We start from the raw sequence: 16,604 nt of genomic DNA, 5'->3' as shown, positions 1-16,604 counted from the left end.
CGGAAAGAATCGTTAATGTGGAAACGAATGTAAGAAATAATGCTCTTTTAAACATAAATCTTTCCTTGTAGTTGACATTCAATACATACGAAAGTTTGTGGTTTTGATATACTCCAAAAATATTCAGGCTACTATTTTGACGATGGATAGCTATTAATTAATTATATTATCCCTATTTAGATGTAATGACTTACGTAATCGGAACAACATCGAAGATGCACGCCGATGGGCAGGTAACCTAGCGATTTCGATCTCCGCCCTGTTGCTTTTCACGAAAACTCGCCTATTGATTGCCGTGACCGATCATATTGGGGGTATTCATGCAGCGCATTTTTCTGGCTTTTCTCAACTCCATGCGGGCACTGAAATATCTCGCGGGACATGAAAAGGCCGTCCAACAGGAATTGGTGCTGTTTCTTCTGTCGTTGCCGGTGGCGTACTTTCTTGCGCCGACCTGGCTCGCTTTCCTCTTCATGGTCGGCTCGATCCTCTTTCTTCTCCTCGTGGAAGTATTGAACACCGGTATCGAGGCGACTTGTGATGCCGTTTCCCGGGATTTTCACAAGGAGATCCAGATTGCAAAGGACTGCGGGTCGCTCGCTGTCCTGATTTCCATTGTGTTCGTCGTTGCGGTCTGGGGCTACATTCTCGCCAATACCTATCTGGCCTGACAAACAAAGCGTTGATTGATTGCATCCGTTGCATTTGCTTGCCCAAGCGCGCTAAAGCTTGGGCATGTTAGCCTCTCACGAGAATCTCGCCATGCTCCGTATTGCCGTTGCGCAACTCAATCCCGTCATGGGTGATATCGCCGGAAATCTGGCAAAGGCACGTGCCGCGCGCGCTGAAGCCGCCAGAATGCAAGCCGATCTCATTCTTTTTACGGAATTGTTCATCTCAGGATATCCGCCGGAAGATCTGGTTCTGAAACCATCTTTTCTTGCTGCGTGCGAAAAGGCTGTTCGTGATTTGGCGAACGACACCGCAGACGGAGGGCCGGGCGTCATTATTGGTACGCCGCTCAGTCGTGAAAGTGGTCTGCATAACTCCATTGCCGTTCTGGATGGCGGCGAGGTTATTGCGGAACGGTTCAAGGTGGATCTGCCAAATTATGGGGAGTTTGACGAGAAGCGGGTATTTCAATCCGGCCCGATGCCGGGCCCGGTCAACTTCCGTGGCGTTCGCATCGGAATACCGATCTGTGAAGACATTTGGGGTGAACTCGGTGTAGCTGAAACGCTGGCGGAGAGCGGCGCCGAGATTTTGCTTGTGCCGAATGGTTCGCCCTATCACCGCGCCAAGATGGATCGGCGTCATCAGGTGGTTCTCAAGCAGGTGATCGAAACCGAATTGCCGATGGTCTATGCTAATCAGGTCGGCGGGCAGGATGAGTTGGTCTTCGATGGTGGATCGTTCGCCTTCAACGCCGACCGGTCGCTCTGTTTGCAAATGCCGCAGTTTGCGGAGCAAATCGTACTCACCGTATGGCATAGGAACAATGATGGCTGGCGCTGCGAAGAGGGCGAGAAAGCTGATCTTCCAGAAGGACTCGAAGCTGATTATTCCGCCTGCATGCTCGGTTTGCGGGATTATGTGAACAAGAATGGTTTCAAGGATGTGGTGCTTGGGCTTTCGGGCGGCATCGACTCGGCGATCTGTGCGGCACTGGGTGTAGACGCCCTTGGCAAGGATCGCGTGCGCTGCATCATGCTGCCTTACCGCTATACATCCGACGAGTCGCTGAAAGACGCAGCTGACTGTGCAAAAGCGCTCGGGGTTCGATATGATATTGTGCCGATCGCTGCACCGGTCGAAGGTTTTCTTGAAGCGCTGTATCCGCTGTTCTCGGGAACCGAAAGCGGTGTCACCGAAGAAAATCTGCAGAGCCGCGCACGCGGTACCATTTTAATGGCGGTTTCGAACAAGTTCGGTTCGATGGTTGTTACAACGGGCAACAAGTCCGAAATGTCGGTGGGCTATGCCACGCTTTATGGCGACATGAACGGCGGGTTCAACCCGATCAAGGACGTCTACAAGATGCAGGTCTATGCAATGTCGGAATGGCGTAACAACCATGTGCCGACTGGTGCGCTTGGACCATCAGGAGAAGTGATCCCGCAAAATATCATTTCCAAGGCGCCATCGGCCGAACTGCGCGAAAACCAGACCGATCAGGATAGTCTGCCGCCTTACCCGGTTCTGGACGACATCCTTGAATGCCTTGTCGAAAACGAAATGAGCAACACCGAGATCGCTGCGCGGGGGCATTCGCTCGAAACAGTCCAACGGATTGAACATCTGCTCTATCTGGCTGAATACAAGCGCCGTCAGTCGGCACCTGGTGTAAAAATTACCAAGAAGAATTTCGGACGCGATCGCCGCTACCCTATAACGAACCGCTTCCGCGACCGCTGAAAGACAATAAAATGACTGTGACCGTTCGTTTTGCTCCGTCGCCAACGGGCTATATTCATATTGGCAATACGCGTACAGCGCTGTCAAACTGGCTCTTCGCGCAAAAGAATGGCGGCAAGTTCATTCTGCGCTATGACGACACCGATGTTGAGCGCTCCAGGGACGAGTATGCGCAGGCAATTGCAGTCGATCTTGATTGGCTGGGCGTCAAACCGGATCGCGTAGAGTATCAGTCGAAACGTTTCGATGTCTACGGCAGGGCGGTCGAAAAGCTGAAGCAGGCCGGGTTGCTTTATGCCTGCTACGAAACGGCGGATGAGTTGGAGCGCCGTCGTAAGCTTCGCCTCGCGCGTCGCTTGCCACCCGTTTATGGCCGCGAGGGCTTGAAGCTCACGGACGAAGAGAAAGCAGCCTTCCAAGCGGAGGGGCGCAAGCCCCATTGGCGTTTCCTGCTGCCAAATTTCGATGCCGATCCTTTTAACACCAGGCGTACTGAGGTGCATTGGGACGATCTGGTCCGCGGCCCGCAGACGGTGGATCTTGCCTCGATGTCCGATCCGGTACTGGTGCGCGAGGATGGCACCTACCTCTATACGCTGCCGTCTGTGGTCGATGACATTGATCTCGGCATCACCCACATTATTCGTGGTGATGACCACGTGACCAATACGGGTGTGCAGATCGCGATATTCGAAGCTCTTGGTGCCAAAGCGCCCGTATTTGGTCACCACAATCTGCTGACGACGATTTCAGGCGAGGGGCTTTCAAAGAGGACTGGAGCTCTATCGGTAGGATCGTTGCGCGAAGGTGGATTCGAGCCTATGGCAGTAGCTTCGCTTGCTGTTCTGATCGGCACATCGGAAAGTGTTTCGGCTTCCCCAAATATGGAAAGCCTGGCTGAGCGATTCGATCTGGCTTCGATATCGAAGTCGTCGGCGAAATTTGACCCCGCGGAACTCGATACACTCAATCGCGCCCTGCTACACGAGATGCCGTTTTCAGACGCAAAGCCGCGCTTGGCGGCACTGGGTATTTCCGGCGACAAGGCCGAACCCTTCTGGCTCGCGGTACGGGGAAATCTCGACCGCTTCAAGGATGCGGCTCATTGGTGGTCTATCGTGGATGGCGAGTTGCCAGAAACGCCGGATTTCTCGGAAGAAGATCGCGTTTTCCTGAGAGAGGCTTTCACTCTTCTGCCGCCAGCGCCCTGGGATCATCAAACCTGGAAAATCTGGGCTGATTCCGTGAAGGGAGCAACGGGTCGCAAAGGCAAGAATCTTTTCATGCCGCTACGCCTGGCACTCACGGGGCAGGCGCATGGTCCGGAGTTGGCTGACTTGCTAGTGCTGATTGGTCCGGAAAGAACTCTGAGCCGACGACCCTGACTTTTGTGTTTGCGGTATAGGCGCGCTCAGCAGGCGGGGTGGATGTGACCGGCGCAACATAGGTCGGTGCGTTTGACGTTTGCGTTATCGGGGAGGGCTTATAGTTCACTTCCTCGGCTTTGACGGGAGCGGGCGTTTCATAGACCGGTAATGTAATCGTGGCGACGGATTTGGTGATCGGCCTGGCGGGGGTCTTGATCTTCCGCTGCGCAATGTGGGCGGCTTTCGGCTGAACTTTCTTGGTGAGGACGACCCAAGAGGCTTTGCATGATTTGACATGCTTGGACGGTGACGGGCGTCCGGCAAGTGCCATATTCAACTCGTGAATGCGCTCGTGCAAAGTTCTTGTTTCCGCTGTCAGCCGATCCATCTTTGTCAGCAATTTGGTGCACTGGGCTGATTTTGCCGCTGGAGCAAACAAAGTTCCCAGGCAACGATCCTGAGTTGCTATCTTTCGCAAAACCGAGAGATTGGTTTCGTTTCGATCCAGAAGTGACTGGGTAATGAGAAGTTGCTTCCTAAGCTGCTTCTGCTCCTTGGGCGAGCACAATTCTGCGGGAGGTACCGTCGTGCAGCCGGCCAACGCTCCCGAAACTATCAAAAGTACTGAGTAAAACAAATTTCTATTAGAACACTGTGAAATAATAGACATGATTTCCTCGTGTGTGATAGCGATGAAAACATGTTTGAAGAATATAGTAAATTAAATATTAATGGCGAGTATACCTAAATATACTCGCCACCAACTATACTTATATTAAGTAATTCTAACTTAGTTTTGGATGATTAACCTCTTTTGCGAAGAGTTTCTCCGGATTTCTGCAAAGCCTCAACCACTGCCAGAGCGGTCATATTGACAACGCCACGTGAGGTGACTGAAGGGGTCAGAATATGAGCCGGCCGAGCTGCCCCAAGCAGAATTGGCCCCACATGCAGCGCGTCTGTAACCATCTTGACCACATTCAGCGTAATGTTTGCAGCGTCGAGGTTCGGGAACACGAGAAGGTTGGCTTCACCTTTCAGACGCGAGTTCGGGAAAACGCGGTCGCGAAGCGCCTGCGAGAGTGCCGAATCGCCATGCATTTCACCATCAGACTCAAGTTCCGGCGCCTTTTCGGCGAGAATTGCCGCTGCTTCACGCATTTTTTCCGCGCTTGCTGATTCTTTCGATCCGAAATTCGAATGCGACACCAGCGCCGCTTTCGGCTCGATACCGAAGCGGCTGATTTCTTTGGCGGCAAGAATTGCCATTTCGGCGACTTCGTTCGCGCTCGGTTCGACGTTGACATAAGTGTCTGTGAGGAACAGCGCGCCGCGTTGCGAGATGAGCAGGCTCAAAGCGGAATAGTCGCGGATGCCGGGAACCTTGCCGATAATCTGGCGCACGACACGAAGGTGGCGTTCGAAGCGGCCTTCAAGACCGCAGATCATGGCGTCAGCTTCGTCACGCATGACGGCCAGGGCGGCAATCGCGGTCGAATTCGTACGTACGATGGTGCGCGCGGCTTCCGGCGTGACGCCCTGTCTGCCAGTATAGGACAGATAGAGATCGACGTAGTCGCGATAGCGCGGGTCGTCTTCGGGATTGATGAGTTCGAAATCCGTTCCCGGACGGATTTTCAGGCCGTAGCGGCGCAGGCGCGTTTCGATAACCTGTGGACGACCGACGAGGATCGGAGCAGCGACGCGCTCTTCGATCACGACCTGGGCTGCACGCAACACGCGTTCATCTTCGCCATCGGCATAAATTACGCGCTTCGGCTTTTCCTGTGCGCGAGCCGCGGCAAAGACCGGCTTCATGATGAGGCCAGACCGGAAAACGAAGCGATTGAGGCGATCGAGATAAGCTTCCATATCTTCGATCGGGCGCGTCGCCACGCCTGTTTCCATGGCGGCCTTGGCCACTGCCGGGGCGATGCGGAGAATCAGGCGCTGGTCGAATGGCGAGGGGATGATATAGTCGGGTCCGAAAGTGGGCGTATCGCCGGAATAAGCGCGTGCGGCGACATCGGAAGGTTCTTCGCGGGCGAGCGCCGCAATCGCGCGAACCGCCGCGAGCTTCATTTCTTCGTTGATTGCAGTGGCACCGACATCGAGCGCGCCACGGAAGATATAAGGGAAGCAGAGGACGTTGTTGACCTGGTTCGGATAATCCGAACGTCCGGTGCAGATCATGGCATCGGCGCGGGCGGCACGGGCCTCTTCCGGCATAATTTCCGGCTTCGGGTTGGCGAGTGCCATGATGAGAGGCTTTTCGGCCATCTGCTTGAGAAGTTCGGGCTTCAGCACGCCAGCGGCCGAAAGGCCGAGGAACACATCGGCTCCGCCGATAACGTCTGCCAGAACGCGCGCGTCGGTCTTTTGGGCGTAAACTTCCTTCCAGCGATCCATCAGCGTGTTACGGCCTTCGTATACGACACCTTCGAGATCGCAGACCCAGATGTTTTCGCGCTTTGCACCGAGATTGACGAGAAGATTAAGGCAGGCAAGGGCCGCTGCACCTGCTCCGGAGGTGACAATCTTTGCGTCGCTGATTTTCTTGCCAGCGAGTTCCAGGCCGTTCAGCACTGCGGAAGCCACGATAATCGCCGTGCCGTGCTGGTCGTCATGGAAGACAGGGATGTTCATTTTTGCGCGAAGCTGCTCTTCAACTTCGAAGCACTCGGGAGCCTTGATATCTTCAAGATTGATGCCGCCGAAAGTCGGCTCCAGGGCAGCGACTACATCGACGATGCGATCGATTTCGTGCGCGTCGATTTCGATATCGAACACGTCGATATCGGCAAACTTTTTGAAAAGGACGGCCTTGCCTTCCATGACCGGCTTGGAAGCAAGTGCACCGATATTGCCAAGGCCAAGAACCGCAGTGCCGTTCGATACGACGGCGACGAGGTTCCCCCGGGCGGTGTATTCGGCAGCCGTTGCAGGGTCTTCGTGGATCGCGAGGCAGGGAGCGGCTACACCGGGCGAATAGGCGAGCGCCAGATCTCGCTGGTTGCCAAGGGGCTTTGTCGCCTGAATTTCCAGCTTTCCGGGCTTCGGATAACGGTGAAAGAACAAGGCTGCTTCATCGAAATCCGAACGGGAAGTGGAAGGTGTTTTCTTGGTCATGGTCGCATCGCTTTCCAAAATCTCTTGTGCAGGGCAAAAGCTTGTTTGCACGTGGAGGAAACGGTGACATCCCGTTTCTGCACGCAGCTTTCGCTCACAACTTCCGCACGCTGGGCCATTATTGTTCTTAGTCTATCGGCTCAAGTCTCAGTAGGCCCGTTTTCGAGAATGAGTTTTTCCAAATTTGCAGATCTATCGTTTGGTGCTGTTAAAACGCACTCTGATAAGCGCCGCCATCGATAACGAGATTCTGCCCGGTAATGAACCCGGAATGTTCCGAGCAAAGGAAGGCGCATGCCTGCCCAAATTCCTTCGGCTGGCCAATTCTCCCGGCAGGAATTGCCGACGCTCGCTTCGCAGCCTCCGCATCGGGCGTTGTGCCATTCTTCTGGGCGGAAAATGCAAAGCCGCTGCGAAGCCGGTCTGTGTCGAAAGCGCCGGGCAAGATGTTGTTGATCGTCACGTTGGAGGCTGCGACCGTACGGGCGACACCCGCGAGAAACGCGGTGAGACCGGCGCGAGCCCCGGATGAAAGATCGAGGCCAGGAATAGGCGCGTATACAGACGTCGATGTGATGTTGACGATACGACCGAACCGGCGCTCGACCATTCCGTCGATCACGGCTTTGATCAACTCCAGAGGAGTAACCATATTCTGCGTTACACCTTGAAGGATCGCATCGCGGTCGAGACGGCGGAAATCCTTGAAGGCCGGTCCGCCGTTATTGTTGACGAGAATGTCAGGCGCAGGACAGGCGGAAAGCAGTTCAGCCTGTCCTTCAGCGGTGGATACATCCGCGGCAACAGCGTCAACCCTTACATTAAATGCCTGCCGAATTGCTTTCGCGGTTTCTGCGAGGGTTTGTTCATTTCGCCCATTGAGAACCAGGTCGCACCCGGCTTCGGCGAGTGCCTCTGCACAGGCTCGTCCGAGCCCCTTGCTGGAAGCGCACACAATTGCTTTTCGACCTTTCAGGCCCAAATCCACGGCTTCGTCCTCGCAATTCATTCAGTTTTCAAGACATGCCACCAAGCAAGCAGTCTGATCAACCGGATTCTGGTTCATCGGCTCATATGTCCACCTTTTAGGGCAGAAACCGCGTTACTCGAGAACAAAATTTGGTGAGTTCCGCTATTCAAGCGGAGGCGTAAACTCTGCTCTTGGCCGTATCAGCGATCCACTATCCGCCTGTTCCAGCGCATGAGCGAGCCACCCTGCGATCCGCGCGAGCGCAAACAACAACAGTGGCGCATCTGACGGCAGTCCATAGATTTCAGTCACTGCGGCGAGGGCGAAATCGACATTCGGTTTCTCACCTAGAATGTCTGCAGCGGATTGTTCAAGATCGCGATAAGGCGCGGGCAGTTCCAGATGTTTCAGCATGGCGGAAGCACGGATATCCCCGGGTTTCGCCGTAAAGCGGATGGCCGAACAAATGAAATTGGGCACCTTGCCTGAGCAGGTCCTTGATGGTGGCTTCCGCGCCTATCTGACGGGCTTGTGCGATAATTGTCGTTGCGGCAGTTGCGGCACGTCCATGTCGCGGGCCGATCAATGTAGATAACCCGGCAAGAACTGCTGCGGAAAGTGGCGCTCCTGTCGAGGCCGCAACGCGGGTGGCAAAGGCTGATGCGTTGAGCTCGTGATCGGCCAGAAGCACCAGTACACGCCGGATCACATCGCTCGCCCGCGGCTTTTGCCAGGCTGACGCAATGCGTTCATGCATAGGGGCGCTGGATGAGGGAACGTCAAGGATCGTATTGTGGAATAACTGCAGCAGAGCGAAAGCCTCTTGCTGCAGGATTGCCGCGGAACGTCCGGAACTGGGCAGATCGTTCGCTGCCCGAATGGCAAAGACGGTAAACAGCCGCTCTAACGGTGAAGACTGTGGCTGATGTCTGCTTAATTTCGTCTCGTCGAGATTGCTGGCACTCGTATCGAAATTCATTTGCCATAGCAGAGCGGCCACTTCTTCCAAGGTTGCCGTTTCGGACAGTTCGACCGCGTCACGACCGCGATAGAGCAGGCGACCGTCGACAATGGTCGAAATGCCCGAACGCATGATGGGAAGCCCCCAACGAATAGTATCGGCAGCAACAACGCTGTCTCTTTTACGACCGGGACGCCTCTCGGCCAATCGATGCACGTCCTCCGATCTGTAGAGGCTGCGTCTGGGGTCGTCGGGCAGCGGCTTGGAACGAATGCGGCCGCGGCTGACGTTGGCATAAAGGGTTTGCGGCTTTGTCTGAAGAATGGAAAGCGCTTCCTCCGCTGTGAGCCAGATCATTATTGCTCCCAACATTGATCGATTTCATCAAGATTGACGTCAATTATACTTGGAACCAATGTCGAAAGGCAAACAAGGAGAAATACCATGAATAGCGGACTTGAAGATGTGGTTGCTGCCGAAACCGTGCTGTCTGATGTTGATGGGCTTGCAGGCAGGCTGGTCATCCGCGGTCGATCGCTGGATGATCTGGTCCCCCACAGCAGCGTCGAAGATGGAATTGAACTTTTGTGGGACGGATTTTTCGAACAACTCCCGACAGGAGAAGAGCTTCAGAAGGCGCTCGGCGAAGCCCGCTTGCAGGTATTTCATCACACGGATGCTCTTGATGACGCACTGATGGAATTGTCGCCGCTGGAAGCACTGCGTGCCTTGATGGCTCGCATCCCGGACGAGGGCGATTTGACAGCCGCCTTGCATTTGATGGCCGCACCGGCGGTTTTCACAACCGCCATTTTGCGTGAACGCAAGGGGCGGCGCCCCATCCGCCCTGATCCCACACTGCCGCATAGTGCGGACATACTCCGCATGATGAATGCCGGAATGCCTGACGAAGTGGAAGTTGCCGGGCTGGATACTTATCTCATGGCGGTTTGCGATCATGGATTGAACGCCTCAACATTCGCCGCCCGCGTCGTGGCATCGACACGTGCTGGCCTGACTTCTTCCCTGCTCGCCGCAATCAGTGCGCTGAAAGGGCCGTTACACGGTGGAGCTCCGGGCCCGGTACTCGATATGCTTGATGCCATTGGCAGGCCCGATAACGCTGAATGGTGGCTTGAATCGGCAATTGCCGACGGAGAAAGGTTGATGGGTTTCGGCCATCGGGTCTATCGTGTGCGCGACCCGCGTGCCGACGCCCTGAAGGGCGCGTTGAAGCGTATCGAATCCCTTGGGCATGAGCGTGGAAAACACCGGGTTGAGTTGGCGGAGGCCGTGGAAAAGGCAGCCATAGCAATTCTTAGGCGCCACAAGCCGGATCGGGCTCTCGAAACCAATGTCGAGTTCTATACCGCCCTTTTGCTTGAGCAACTGGGTTTCCCTCGCGAGGCATTCACCTGCGTCTTTGCAATGGGCAGAACCATGGGGTGGATAGCTCACTGCCGAGAGCAGATCGCGACGAACAAGCTCATTCGTCCGCAATCGCGTTATGTTGGTCCAAAGGTGGAGCTGGTTGCTTGAAACATAGTCAGTGCATTCGAAGCTGTGTGAAGCTGCTCATCGCACCATAAAAACAGCTGTCATATCGCTGTGACAGGAATCGGGTTTTCTGCGCTCAGATCAGGTTGCCATTGAAGGGGACAACCAATGAGCGCAGATGCTCCGCAGCCCAGAAAACTCCGAACGCTCTTCATTTCGGATGTGCATCTCGGTTCAAAAGCAGCACAGGCTGAACTGCTTTTGGATTTTCTCCGTTATCATGAAGCGGAGACAATCTATCTCGTAGGGGATATTGTCGATGGATGGCGCCTGCGGCGCAATTGGCATTGGCCGCAGGAACATAATGATGTCGTCCAGAAGCTGCTTCGCAAAAGCCGCAAGGGCGCGAATATCATCTACATCGCCGGCAACCACGACGAATTCCTGCGAAATTTCCAGGGAACGCATTTCGGCGGCATCGAAGTGATGAACCGGGCGATCCATGAGACGGCGGACGGCCGCAAGTTTCTGGTCATCCATGGCGATCAGTTCGATGTAGTTGTCCGCAATGCTCGCTTCATCGCTTATCTCGGCGATTGGGCGTATGACAGTGCGATCTGGATAAACACAGTGATGAGCCGTGTCCGCTCGCTTTTCGGATTGCGCTACTGGTCATTTTCGGCCTGGGCGAAATTCCGGGTCAAGAAGGCGGTCAATTTTATCGGCCAGTTCGAGAATGTGGTTTCTGAAGAGGCGCAGCGTATTGGTGTCGACGGAGTGATCTGCGGCCATATCCATCATGCGACAATCGAAAGCATGAACGGCGTCGAATACATCAACACGGGCGACTGGGTGGAAAGCTGCACCGCTGTGATCGAGCATTTCGACGGTCGGATGGAACTAATCGAATGGACCGAACGCCGTGATCACCGCCCGAAGGCAGGACGCGTCAATTTCGACAATGAAGAGCATGACGAGGGCAGGATAATCCAACTCCCGCGCCCCGTTCGCGAATTGGCGAACCTTCGCCGATGAAGAAAATCGTCATCGTCACCGACGCCTGGCATCCACAAGTCAACGGCGTCGTGCGCACGTTGACCAAGTGTCATGATCTGATGATCGAACGGGGATATGACGTCACTGTCGTTTCCCCATTAGACTATAGATCAGTTCCGTGTCCGACATACCCGGAAATCCGGCTGGCCTTGACGACACCGGGCGCGTTCAAGCGGCGCTTAAAAACCATGCAGCCGGATTTCGTGCATATTGCAACTGAAGGCCCGCTTGGATTTATGGCTCGACGTGCCTGTATGAAAATGGGATGGTCCTTCACGACGAGTTTCCACACACGCTTTCCAGAATATCTGCAGGAACGCTTTCCGGTCCCTCCGAGTTGGACCTACGCATTCCTTCGGCGTTTCCACAATGCAGCCCGGCACACGCTCGTGCCTACCCAATCCATACTGGATGACCTCAAGGCCCGTGGCTTTACGCAACTGGATCTCTGGACGCGCGGTGTCGACCGGACATTGTTCTATCCCCGACCCGAGGTGCTGAAGGAATTGCCCCGACCGGTGTTTATCTGTGTGGGACGGGTCGCGTCAGAAAAGAACCTGCCTGCATTTCTGGAACTCGATGTTCCCGGCACAAAGCTAATTGTTGGAGACGGCCCCTCCCTTAATGATCTGCAGACGCGGTTTCCAGAAGCGGTGTTCGTCGGGAAACGCGAAGGTGAAGCGCTGGCCCAGACTTATGCCGCAGCCGACGTGTTTGTCTTTCCTAGCCGAACGGACACGTTCGGTCTCGTTTTGCTTGAAGCGATTGCATCCGGCCTGCCGGTCGCAGCCTATCCGGTCCCCGGATCACGAGATGTTGTCGGTGTTACCGGTGCAGGCGTTCTTTCCGAAGACCTAGGCGAGGCATGCTTGGCCGCCCTGGAGATGGAGCCGTTTGAGCCTGCAACAGTGCTCAAACAATTCACCTGGGATGCCTGCGCCGATATCTTTGAAAGTGCGCTCGCTCCAGTCAACGGGGCAGGGAGTGAGAGCTATCAACGCGCAGATCAGCCCCAGACGGCAGCTTCCGGCGGATAGACCAGAGCGCCTTCATAACGCAGGCCGGGGTGACGGTCATGGGCCAGAAGCAACGGTCCATCGAGGTCGACCACATTGGCTTTCTGGGCAAGCAGGACAGCCGGCGCCATACCGAGCGAGGTGGCGACCATGCAGCCAACCATGATCTCAAGCCCCAGGTCGATCGCCTTGTCCCGCATGATGAGGCCTTCCGTCAGCCCTCCCGCTTTATCGAGCTTGATGTTGACTGCGTCATAGCGTGTGGCAAGTTCTTCAAGGCCCACCGACGTATGAACACTCTCATCGGCGCATATAGTGACCGGTCGTTCGATTTCACTGAGAATCTGATCGTTGTCGGCTGGCAAGGGCTGTTCGATAAGGACGACGCCTGCTGCTGCGGCGGCGCGCATGTTCTCGGCAATATTGTCGGCTGTCCATCCCTCGTTCGCATCGATGATGATCCGGCTGTTCGGAGCAGCATCTGCGACGGCGCGGATTTTCTCGATATCGTTTTCACCGCCCATTTTCACCTTGATAAGAGGATAATGGGCGACTTTTGCCGCTGATTCCGCCATTTCGGAAGGCGTGCCGAGCGAAACGGTGATTGCCGTTTCGAGGGGGCGTGGCGGCATACCGAGCATATCGGCAACGCTTTTGCCCGATTGCTTTGCTTCGAGGTCCCATAGAGCGCAATCGACTGCGTTGCGTGCAGCCCCAGCAGGCATCAAATTCTGAATATCCTGTCGCGTCGCGCCGTTCTCGATAGCGGAGCGGACGGCCTCGATCTGGGCGCTTACGCTTTCGATACTCTCGCCATAGCGTGCGTAAGGAACGCATTCGCCACGTCCTTGACGAGAACCGTTGCTGATCGCACACACAACAACAGCGGCCTCTGTCTTGGAGCCTCTGGAGATTGTGAATTTTCCGGCGATGGGATAGCGTTCTACAGTGATATTCAAGGTATTGTGCATAGAGATGCCCTCTGGGACGCAGTATTTCGGTCGTTCAACGACTCGTATATGAGGTAGGCCATGTTGACCGACACTGCCGACAAAGCAAGAGCCACCGACAACTCTGCGCCGAAGATTGATCTGGCGGAGCACGACGGCGTGCGCCATATACGGATGAACGGTCGCTGGGTATCGCAGAGCGTCAATCTTGTCGATGACAAGGTGCGCCGCCTGGAGAACGCGGACAAGCGAGAAGCCACGATCATTGATATTTCTGGCGTTTCCGGTCTCGATACGGCAGGCGCCTGGCTCATTGAACGCTTGCGGCAGCGTCTTGTCGCGCAGCAAGTGGAAGTGCAACTGGAAGGTGTGCGTCAATCCTGGCTTCCTCTGATGGAGGAAGTAGGGCAGGCCGTCGAGCGTACCCTGGACATCCCACGCCAGAAAAAACCGTTCTTTCTTATTTCATTTCTGGCCGCGCTGGGCGGTGGCGTTGTTTCCTTGGGTAGTGACTTCAAGATGGCGATGCACATTCTTGGTGCCACCATCCGCGGAGCCCAGCTCAAATACGGACGCGGTAGCGGCATCCCCTTCGCTGCGATTGTCACGCAGATGGACCGCATGGGGGTGGGGGCAATTCCCATCATCATCCTGATGTCGACGATTGTCGGTGCAATCATTGCCCAGCAGGGTGCGTTTCAGTTGCGTTATTTCGGCGCTGAAATCTTTGTCGTCGATCTGGTCGGCATTCTGGTGTTGCGTGAGCTCGGCGTACTTCTGACGGCTATCATGATCGCGGGGCGCTCAGGAAGCGCCATTACTGCCGAGATCGGCTCCATGAAAATGCGTGAGGAGACCGACGCTCTTACGGTCATAGGTCTCAATCCGGTCGGCGTTCTGGTCTTTCCACGTCTCGTGGCGCTGGTCATAGTGCTGCCATTGCTCACTATCGTTTCCGATCTCGCCGCGCTGATCGGGGCAGGTGGTGTTGCCTGGTTCTATTCCAATATTTCACCAGATGCTTTCATCAGCCGCCTGCATGACGCTGTGGCGCTGAATACTTATTTTGCAGGTCTTATCAAGGCCCCGTTCATGGCGATGATCATCGGAATTCTCGCTTCGGTAGAAGGTATGAAGGTTGGAGGAAGCGCGGAATCACTCGGGCGCCGCGTGACTGCTTCCGTGGTGAAGGCAATCTTCGTGGTTATTGTCGTGGATGGTCTGTTCGCAATGTTCTATGCGGCTATTAATTTTTAAATGCAGCTTATGTTCTTTATTTTTAATGGGTTCTTTGAGACACAGTTGCACAGAAAATTGAACCCTCAATCCTGTTCACTGGTTCAGTCCGAAGCCAAGCTCAGCTAAAGAATGGTTATGGAGAACGGCATCGACCATCGGTCGCAACCGCAGGATGAAGACATTCGCCAGACGGCCGTGCCGATGATCTCGGTACGCGACGTAACGGTTTCGTTCGGACGCCAGACGGTACTCGACAAGTTGTCACTTGAGATTTATCGGGGAGAGGTGCTCGGTTTTATCGGCCCTTCCGGTTCGGGCAAATCCGTCTTGATGCGAACCATTCTTGGTCTCAATAAAAAGCAGACCGGGGAAATCGAGATTCTCGGCCGCAATATCGATCAGTTGAACGAGCTGGAAAAGATGTCCATCGATATGCGCATGGGCGTTCTGTTTCAGCATGGGGCGTTGTTTTCAGCATTGAACGTTCTTGAAAACATTCAGGTTCCGATGCGCGAGTATCTTGACCTGTCACCGAAACTGATGGACGAGCTGGCGCGGCTGAAAATCGATCTGGTCGGCTTGAAGCCGGACACAGCGGAAAAATTTCCATCCGAGCTCTCCGGAGGCATGATTAAGCGCGCTGCGCTGGCACGCGCGCTGGCCTTGGACCCGGATATCTTGTTTCTTGATGAGCCCACATCGGGACTGGACCCCATTGGTGCAGCCGAATTCGATGACCTGATCGCCAATCTGCGGGATACGATGGGGCTGACCGTTTATATGGTCACGCATGATCTCGACAGTCTTTTTGCAATCTGCGATCGGATTGCTGTGCTTGGGGGCAAGAAGGTGCTCGTCAGCGGCACTATTGAAGACATGCTGACGGTGGACGATCCGTGGGTTAAATCCTATTTTCGGGGCAAGCGTGCGCGTCAGATCGATCCGTCGGCGCCAACGAGACGGCGGCCCGGCAGCCGCTTGCAGACTGGATAAGATATGGAAACTAAAGCCAATTACGTACTGGTGGGTGTCTTTACGCTGATCGTCAGCCTATTGGCTTTCGCTTTCGTGTTCTGGATCGCCCGTTTTGGGGAAGCACGCGATTCTCTGGAACTCGACGTTCGTATTCCAGGTTCGGTCACAGGCCTTTCGATCGGAAGTCAGGTTCTGTTCAACGGTATCAAGGTTGGCGATGTACGGGCGCTGCATCTTGATGAAACCAATCCCGAAATGGTTATCGTCAAGACCCGCGTCAACGCGACCACGCCTATTACTCGCTCAACGGCAGCAACTCTTGGTTTTCAGGGGCTGACAGGACAGGCCTATATCGAGCTGAAGGGCGGCCGCCTTGATGAGCCCAATCTTCTGACAGAGGCTGCGAAGGTAGACAGTGTTGCCCGCATTGATGCCGATCCATCCTCAATCAACAATCTTCTCGCAACCGCGCAGGATATTGCTGCCCGCGCAAATTCGGTGCTCGGTCAGTTGGAAGGCTTCGTGAAGGATGCGCGCGGCCCACTGACAGATACCATCAATAATACGAAGACGTTCACCGACGCTCTGGCGAAGAATGCCAACATCATTGAGGAACTCGGCCAGAATACCGGGAATATCAACCAGATCGTGACCGACGCCAAGGACATGATGGCTCGCTTGAATGCCGCGTCTGTGCGCGTTGATGCCATCCTGGCCAAGACCGACAAGCTTTTGTCCAGTGATGACAAGGATGGTGTTGTTGCCCAAGCGAAGGCGACATTGGAGTCCATTCGGCAAACGTCAGACAATCTCGACAAGCGACTGGGACCTATCGCGGACAATCTGCAGCGTTTTTCCGGACAGGGACTGCGGGATGTCCAGTCCGTCGTGGTTGACAGCCGCCGTTCCATTCAGCGCATAGAACAAGCTATCACCGATCTTGAGCGCAATCCCCAGCGTCTTATCTTTGGCGGTCAGGGGAATGTACCTCGTTATGACGGGAGGACGCGTCATTGAATTTCAAAACCG

13 protein-coding genes and 1 pseudogene are annotated in these 16,604 nt (G+C 55.0%); 9 read left to right on the top strand and 5 right to left on the bottom strand.

Annotated features, from left to right (window positions below):
• The first annotated feature begins 320 nt into the window (after positions 1-320).
• The 3 genes from OINT_RS06045 to gltX all read left to right on the top strand — a co-directional run bounded on the left by OINT_RS06045 (position 321) and on the right by gltX (position 3,800).
• Positions 321-671, top strand: a complete 351-nt coding sequence (locus tag OINT_RS06045; RefSeq protein ID WP_006470514.1) for a diacylglycerol kinase — start codon at positions 321-323, stop codon at positions 669-671.
• A gap of 64 nt (positions 672-735) precedes the next feature.
• Positions 736-2,415 (top strand): NAD+ synthase, encoded by a 1,680-nt coding sequence (locus OINT_RS06040; protein ID WP_006470513.1) that lies wholly within the window; start codon positions 736-738, stop codon positions 2,413-2,415.
• 11 nt (positions 2,416-2,426) lie between these two features.
• A complete protein-coding gene (gltX, locus tag OINT_RS06035; RefSeq protein ID WP_006466882.1) occupies positions 2,427-3,800 on the top strand; it encodes a glutamate--tRNA ligase in 1,374 nt (457 codons plus the stop codon).
• On the opposite strand, the gene OINT_RS22840 is transcribed toward gltX, so the two are convergent.
• From OINT_RS22840 to OINT_RS06020, 4 genes and pseudogenes are all read right to left on the bottom strand, one after another.
• Positions 3,718-4,452 (bottom strand): hypothetical protein, encoded by a 735-nt coding sequence (locus tag OINT_RS22840; RefSeq protein WP_077684370.1) that lies wholly within the window; start codon positions 4,450-4,452, stop codon positions 3,718-3,720. The genes gltX and OINT_RS22840 overlap by 83 nt on opposite strands.
• 134 nt (positions 4,453-4,586) lie before the next feature.
• Complete coding sequence (locus OINT_RS06030; protein WP_006470512.1) at positions 4,587-6,911, bottom strand: NADP-dependent malic enzyme; 2,325 nt, start codon at positions 6,909-6,911, stop codon at positions 4,587-4,589.
• 208 nt (positions 6,912-7,119) lie between these two features.
• Positions 7,120-7,899 carry an SDR family oxidoreductase gene (locus tag OINT_RS06025; protein ID WP_006470511.1) on the bottom strand — a complete coding sequence of 260 codons (780 nt, stop codon included), beginning with the start codon at positions 7,897-7,899 and terminating at the stop codon, positions 7,120-7,122.
• A gap of 144 nt (positions 7,900-8,043) precedes the next feature.
• Positions 8,044-9,199: pseudogene (locus tag OINT_RS06020) on the bottom strand (citrate synthase).
• Positions 9,200-9,286: 87 nt separating this feature from the next.
• Here OINT_RS06020 and OINT_RS06015 point away from each other — a divergent pair.
• From OINT_RS06015 to OINT_RS06005, 3 genes are all read left to right on the top strand, one after another.
• Positions 9,287-10,381 carry a citrate synthase/methylcitrate synthase gene (locus tag OINT_RS06015; protein WP_006470509.1) on the top strand — a complete coding sequence of 365 codons (1,095 nt, stop codon included), beginning with the start codon at positions 9,287-9,289 and terminating at the stop codon, positions 10,379-10,381.
• A gap of 126 nt (positions 10,382-10,507) precedes the next feature.
• A complete protein-coding gene (locus OINT_RS06010) occupies positions 10,508-11,374 on the top strand; it encodes a UDP-2,3-diacylglucosamine diphosphatase (protein ID WP_006466877.1) in 867 nt (288 codons plus the stop codon).
• The gene (locus tag OINT_RS06005) at positions 11,371-12,432 is read left to right on the top strand and encodes a glycosyltransferase family 4 protein (protein WP_006470508.1); all 1,062 of its coding nucleotides are present in this window, start codon (positions 11,371-11,373) and stop codon (positions 12,430-12,432) included. The genes OINT_RS06010 and OINT_RS06005 overlap by 4 nt, the downstream gene beginning before the upstream one ends.
• On the opposite strand, the gene dgcA is transcribed toward OINT_RS06005, so the two are convergent.
• The gene (gene dgcA / locus OINT_RS06000) at positions 12,402-13,382 is read right to left on the bottom strand and encodes an N-acetyl-D-Glu racemase DgcA (RefSeq protein WP_006466876.1); all 981 of its coding nucleotides are present in this window, start codon (positions 13,380-13,382) and stop codon (positions 12,402-12,404) included. The two genes, OINT_RS06005 and dgcA, sit on opposite strands and share 31 nt — an antisense overlap.
• Positions 13,383-13,442: 60 nt before the next feature.
• On the opposite strand from dgcA, the gene OINT_RS05995 reads away from it, so the two are divergent.
• The 3 genes from OINT_RS05995 to OINT_RS05985 all read left to right on the top strand — a co-directional run bounded on the left by OINT_RS05995 (position 13,443) and on the right by OINT_RS05985 (position 16,592).
• Positions 13,443-14,618 (top strand): ABC transporter permease, encoded by a 1,176-nt coding sequence (locus tag OINT_RS05995; RefSeq protein ID WP_006466875.1) that lies wholly within the window; start codon positions 13,443-13,445, stop codon positions 14,616-14,618.
• A gap of 111 nt (positions 14,619-14,729) precedes the next feature.
• Entirely contained in the window at positions 14,730-15,593 is an 864-nt protein-coding gene (locus tag OINT_RS05990; protein WP_006466873.1) for an ABC transporter ATP-binding protein, read from the top strand.
• 3 nt (positions 15,594-15,596) lie between these two features.
• Entirely contained in the window at positions 15,597-16,592 is a 996-nt protein-coding gene (locus OINT_RS05985; protein ID WP_006466872.1) for an MlaD family protein, read from the top strand.
• Positions 16,593-16,604 lie beyond the last annotated feature (12 nt).

Source organism: Brucella intermedia LMG 3301 (assembly GCF_000182645.1).
GTDB classification, from domain to species: Bacteria; Pseudomonadota; Alphaproteobacteria; order Rhizobiales; family Rhizobiaceae; genus Brucella; species Brucella intermedia.
This window is presented reverse-complemented; position numbering and strand designations above follow the sequence as displayed.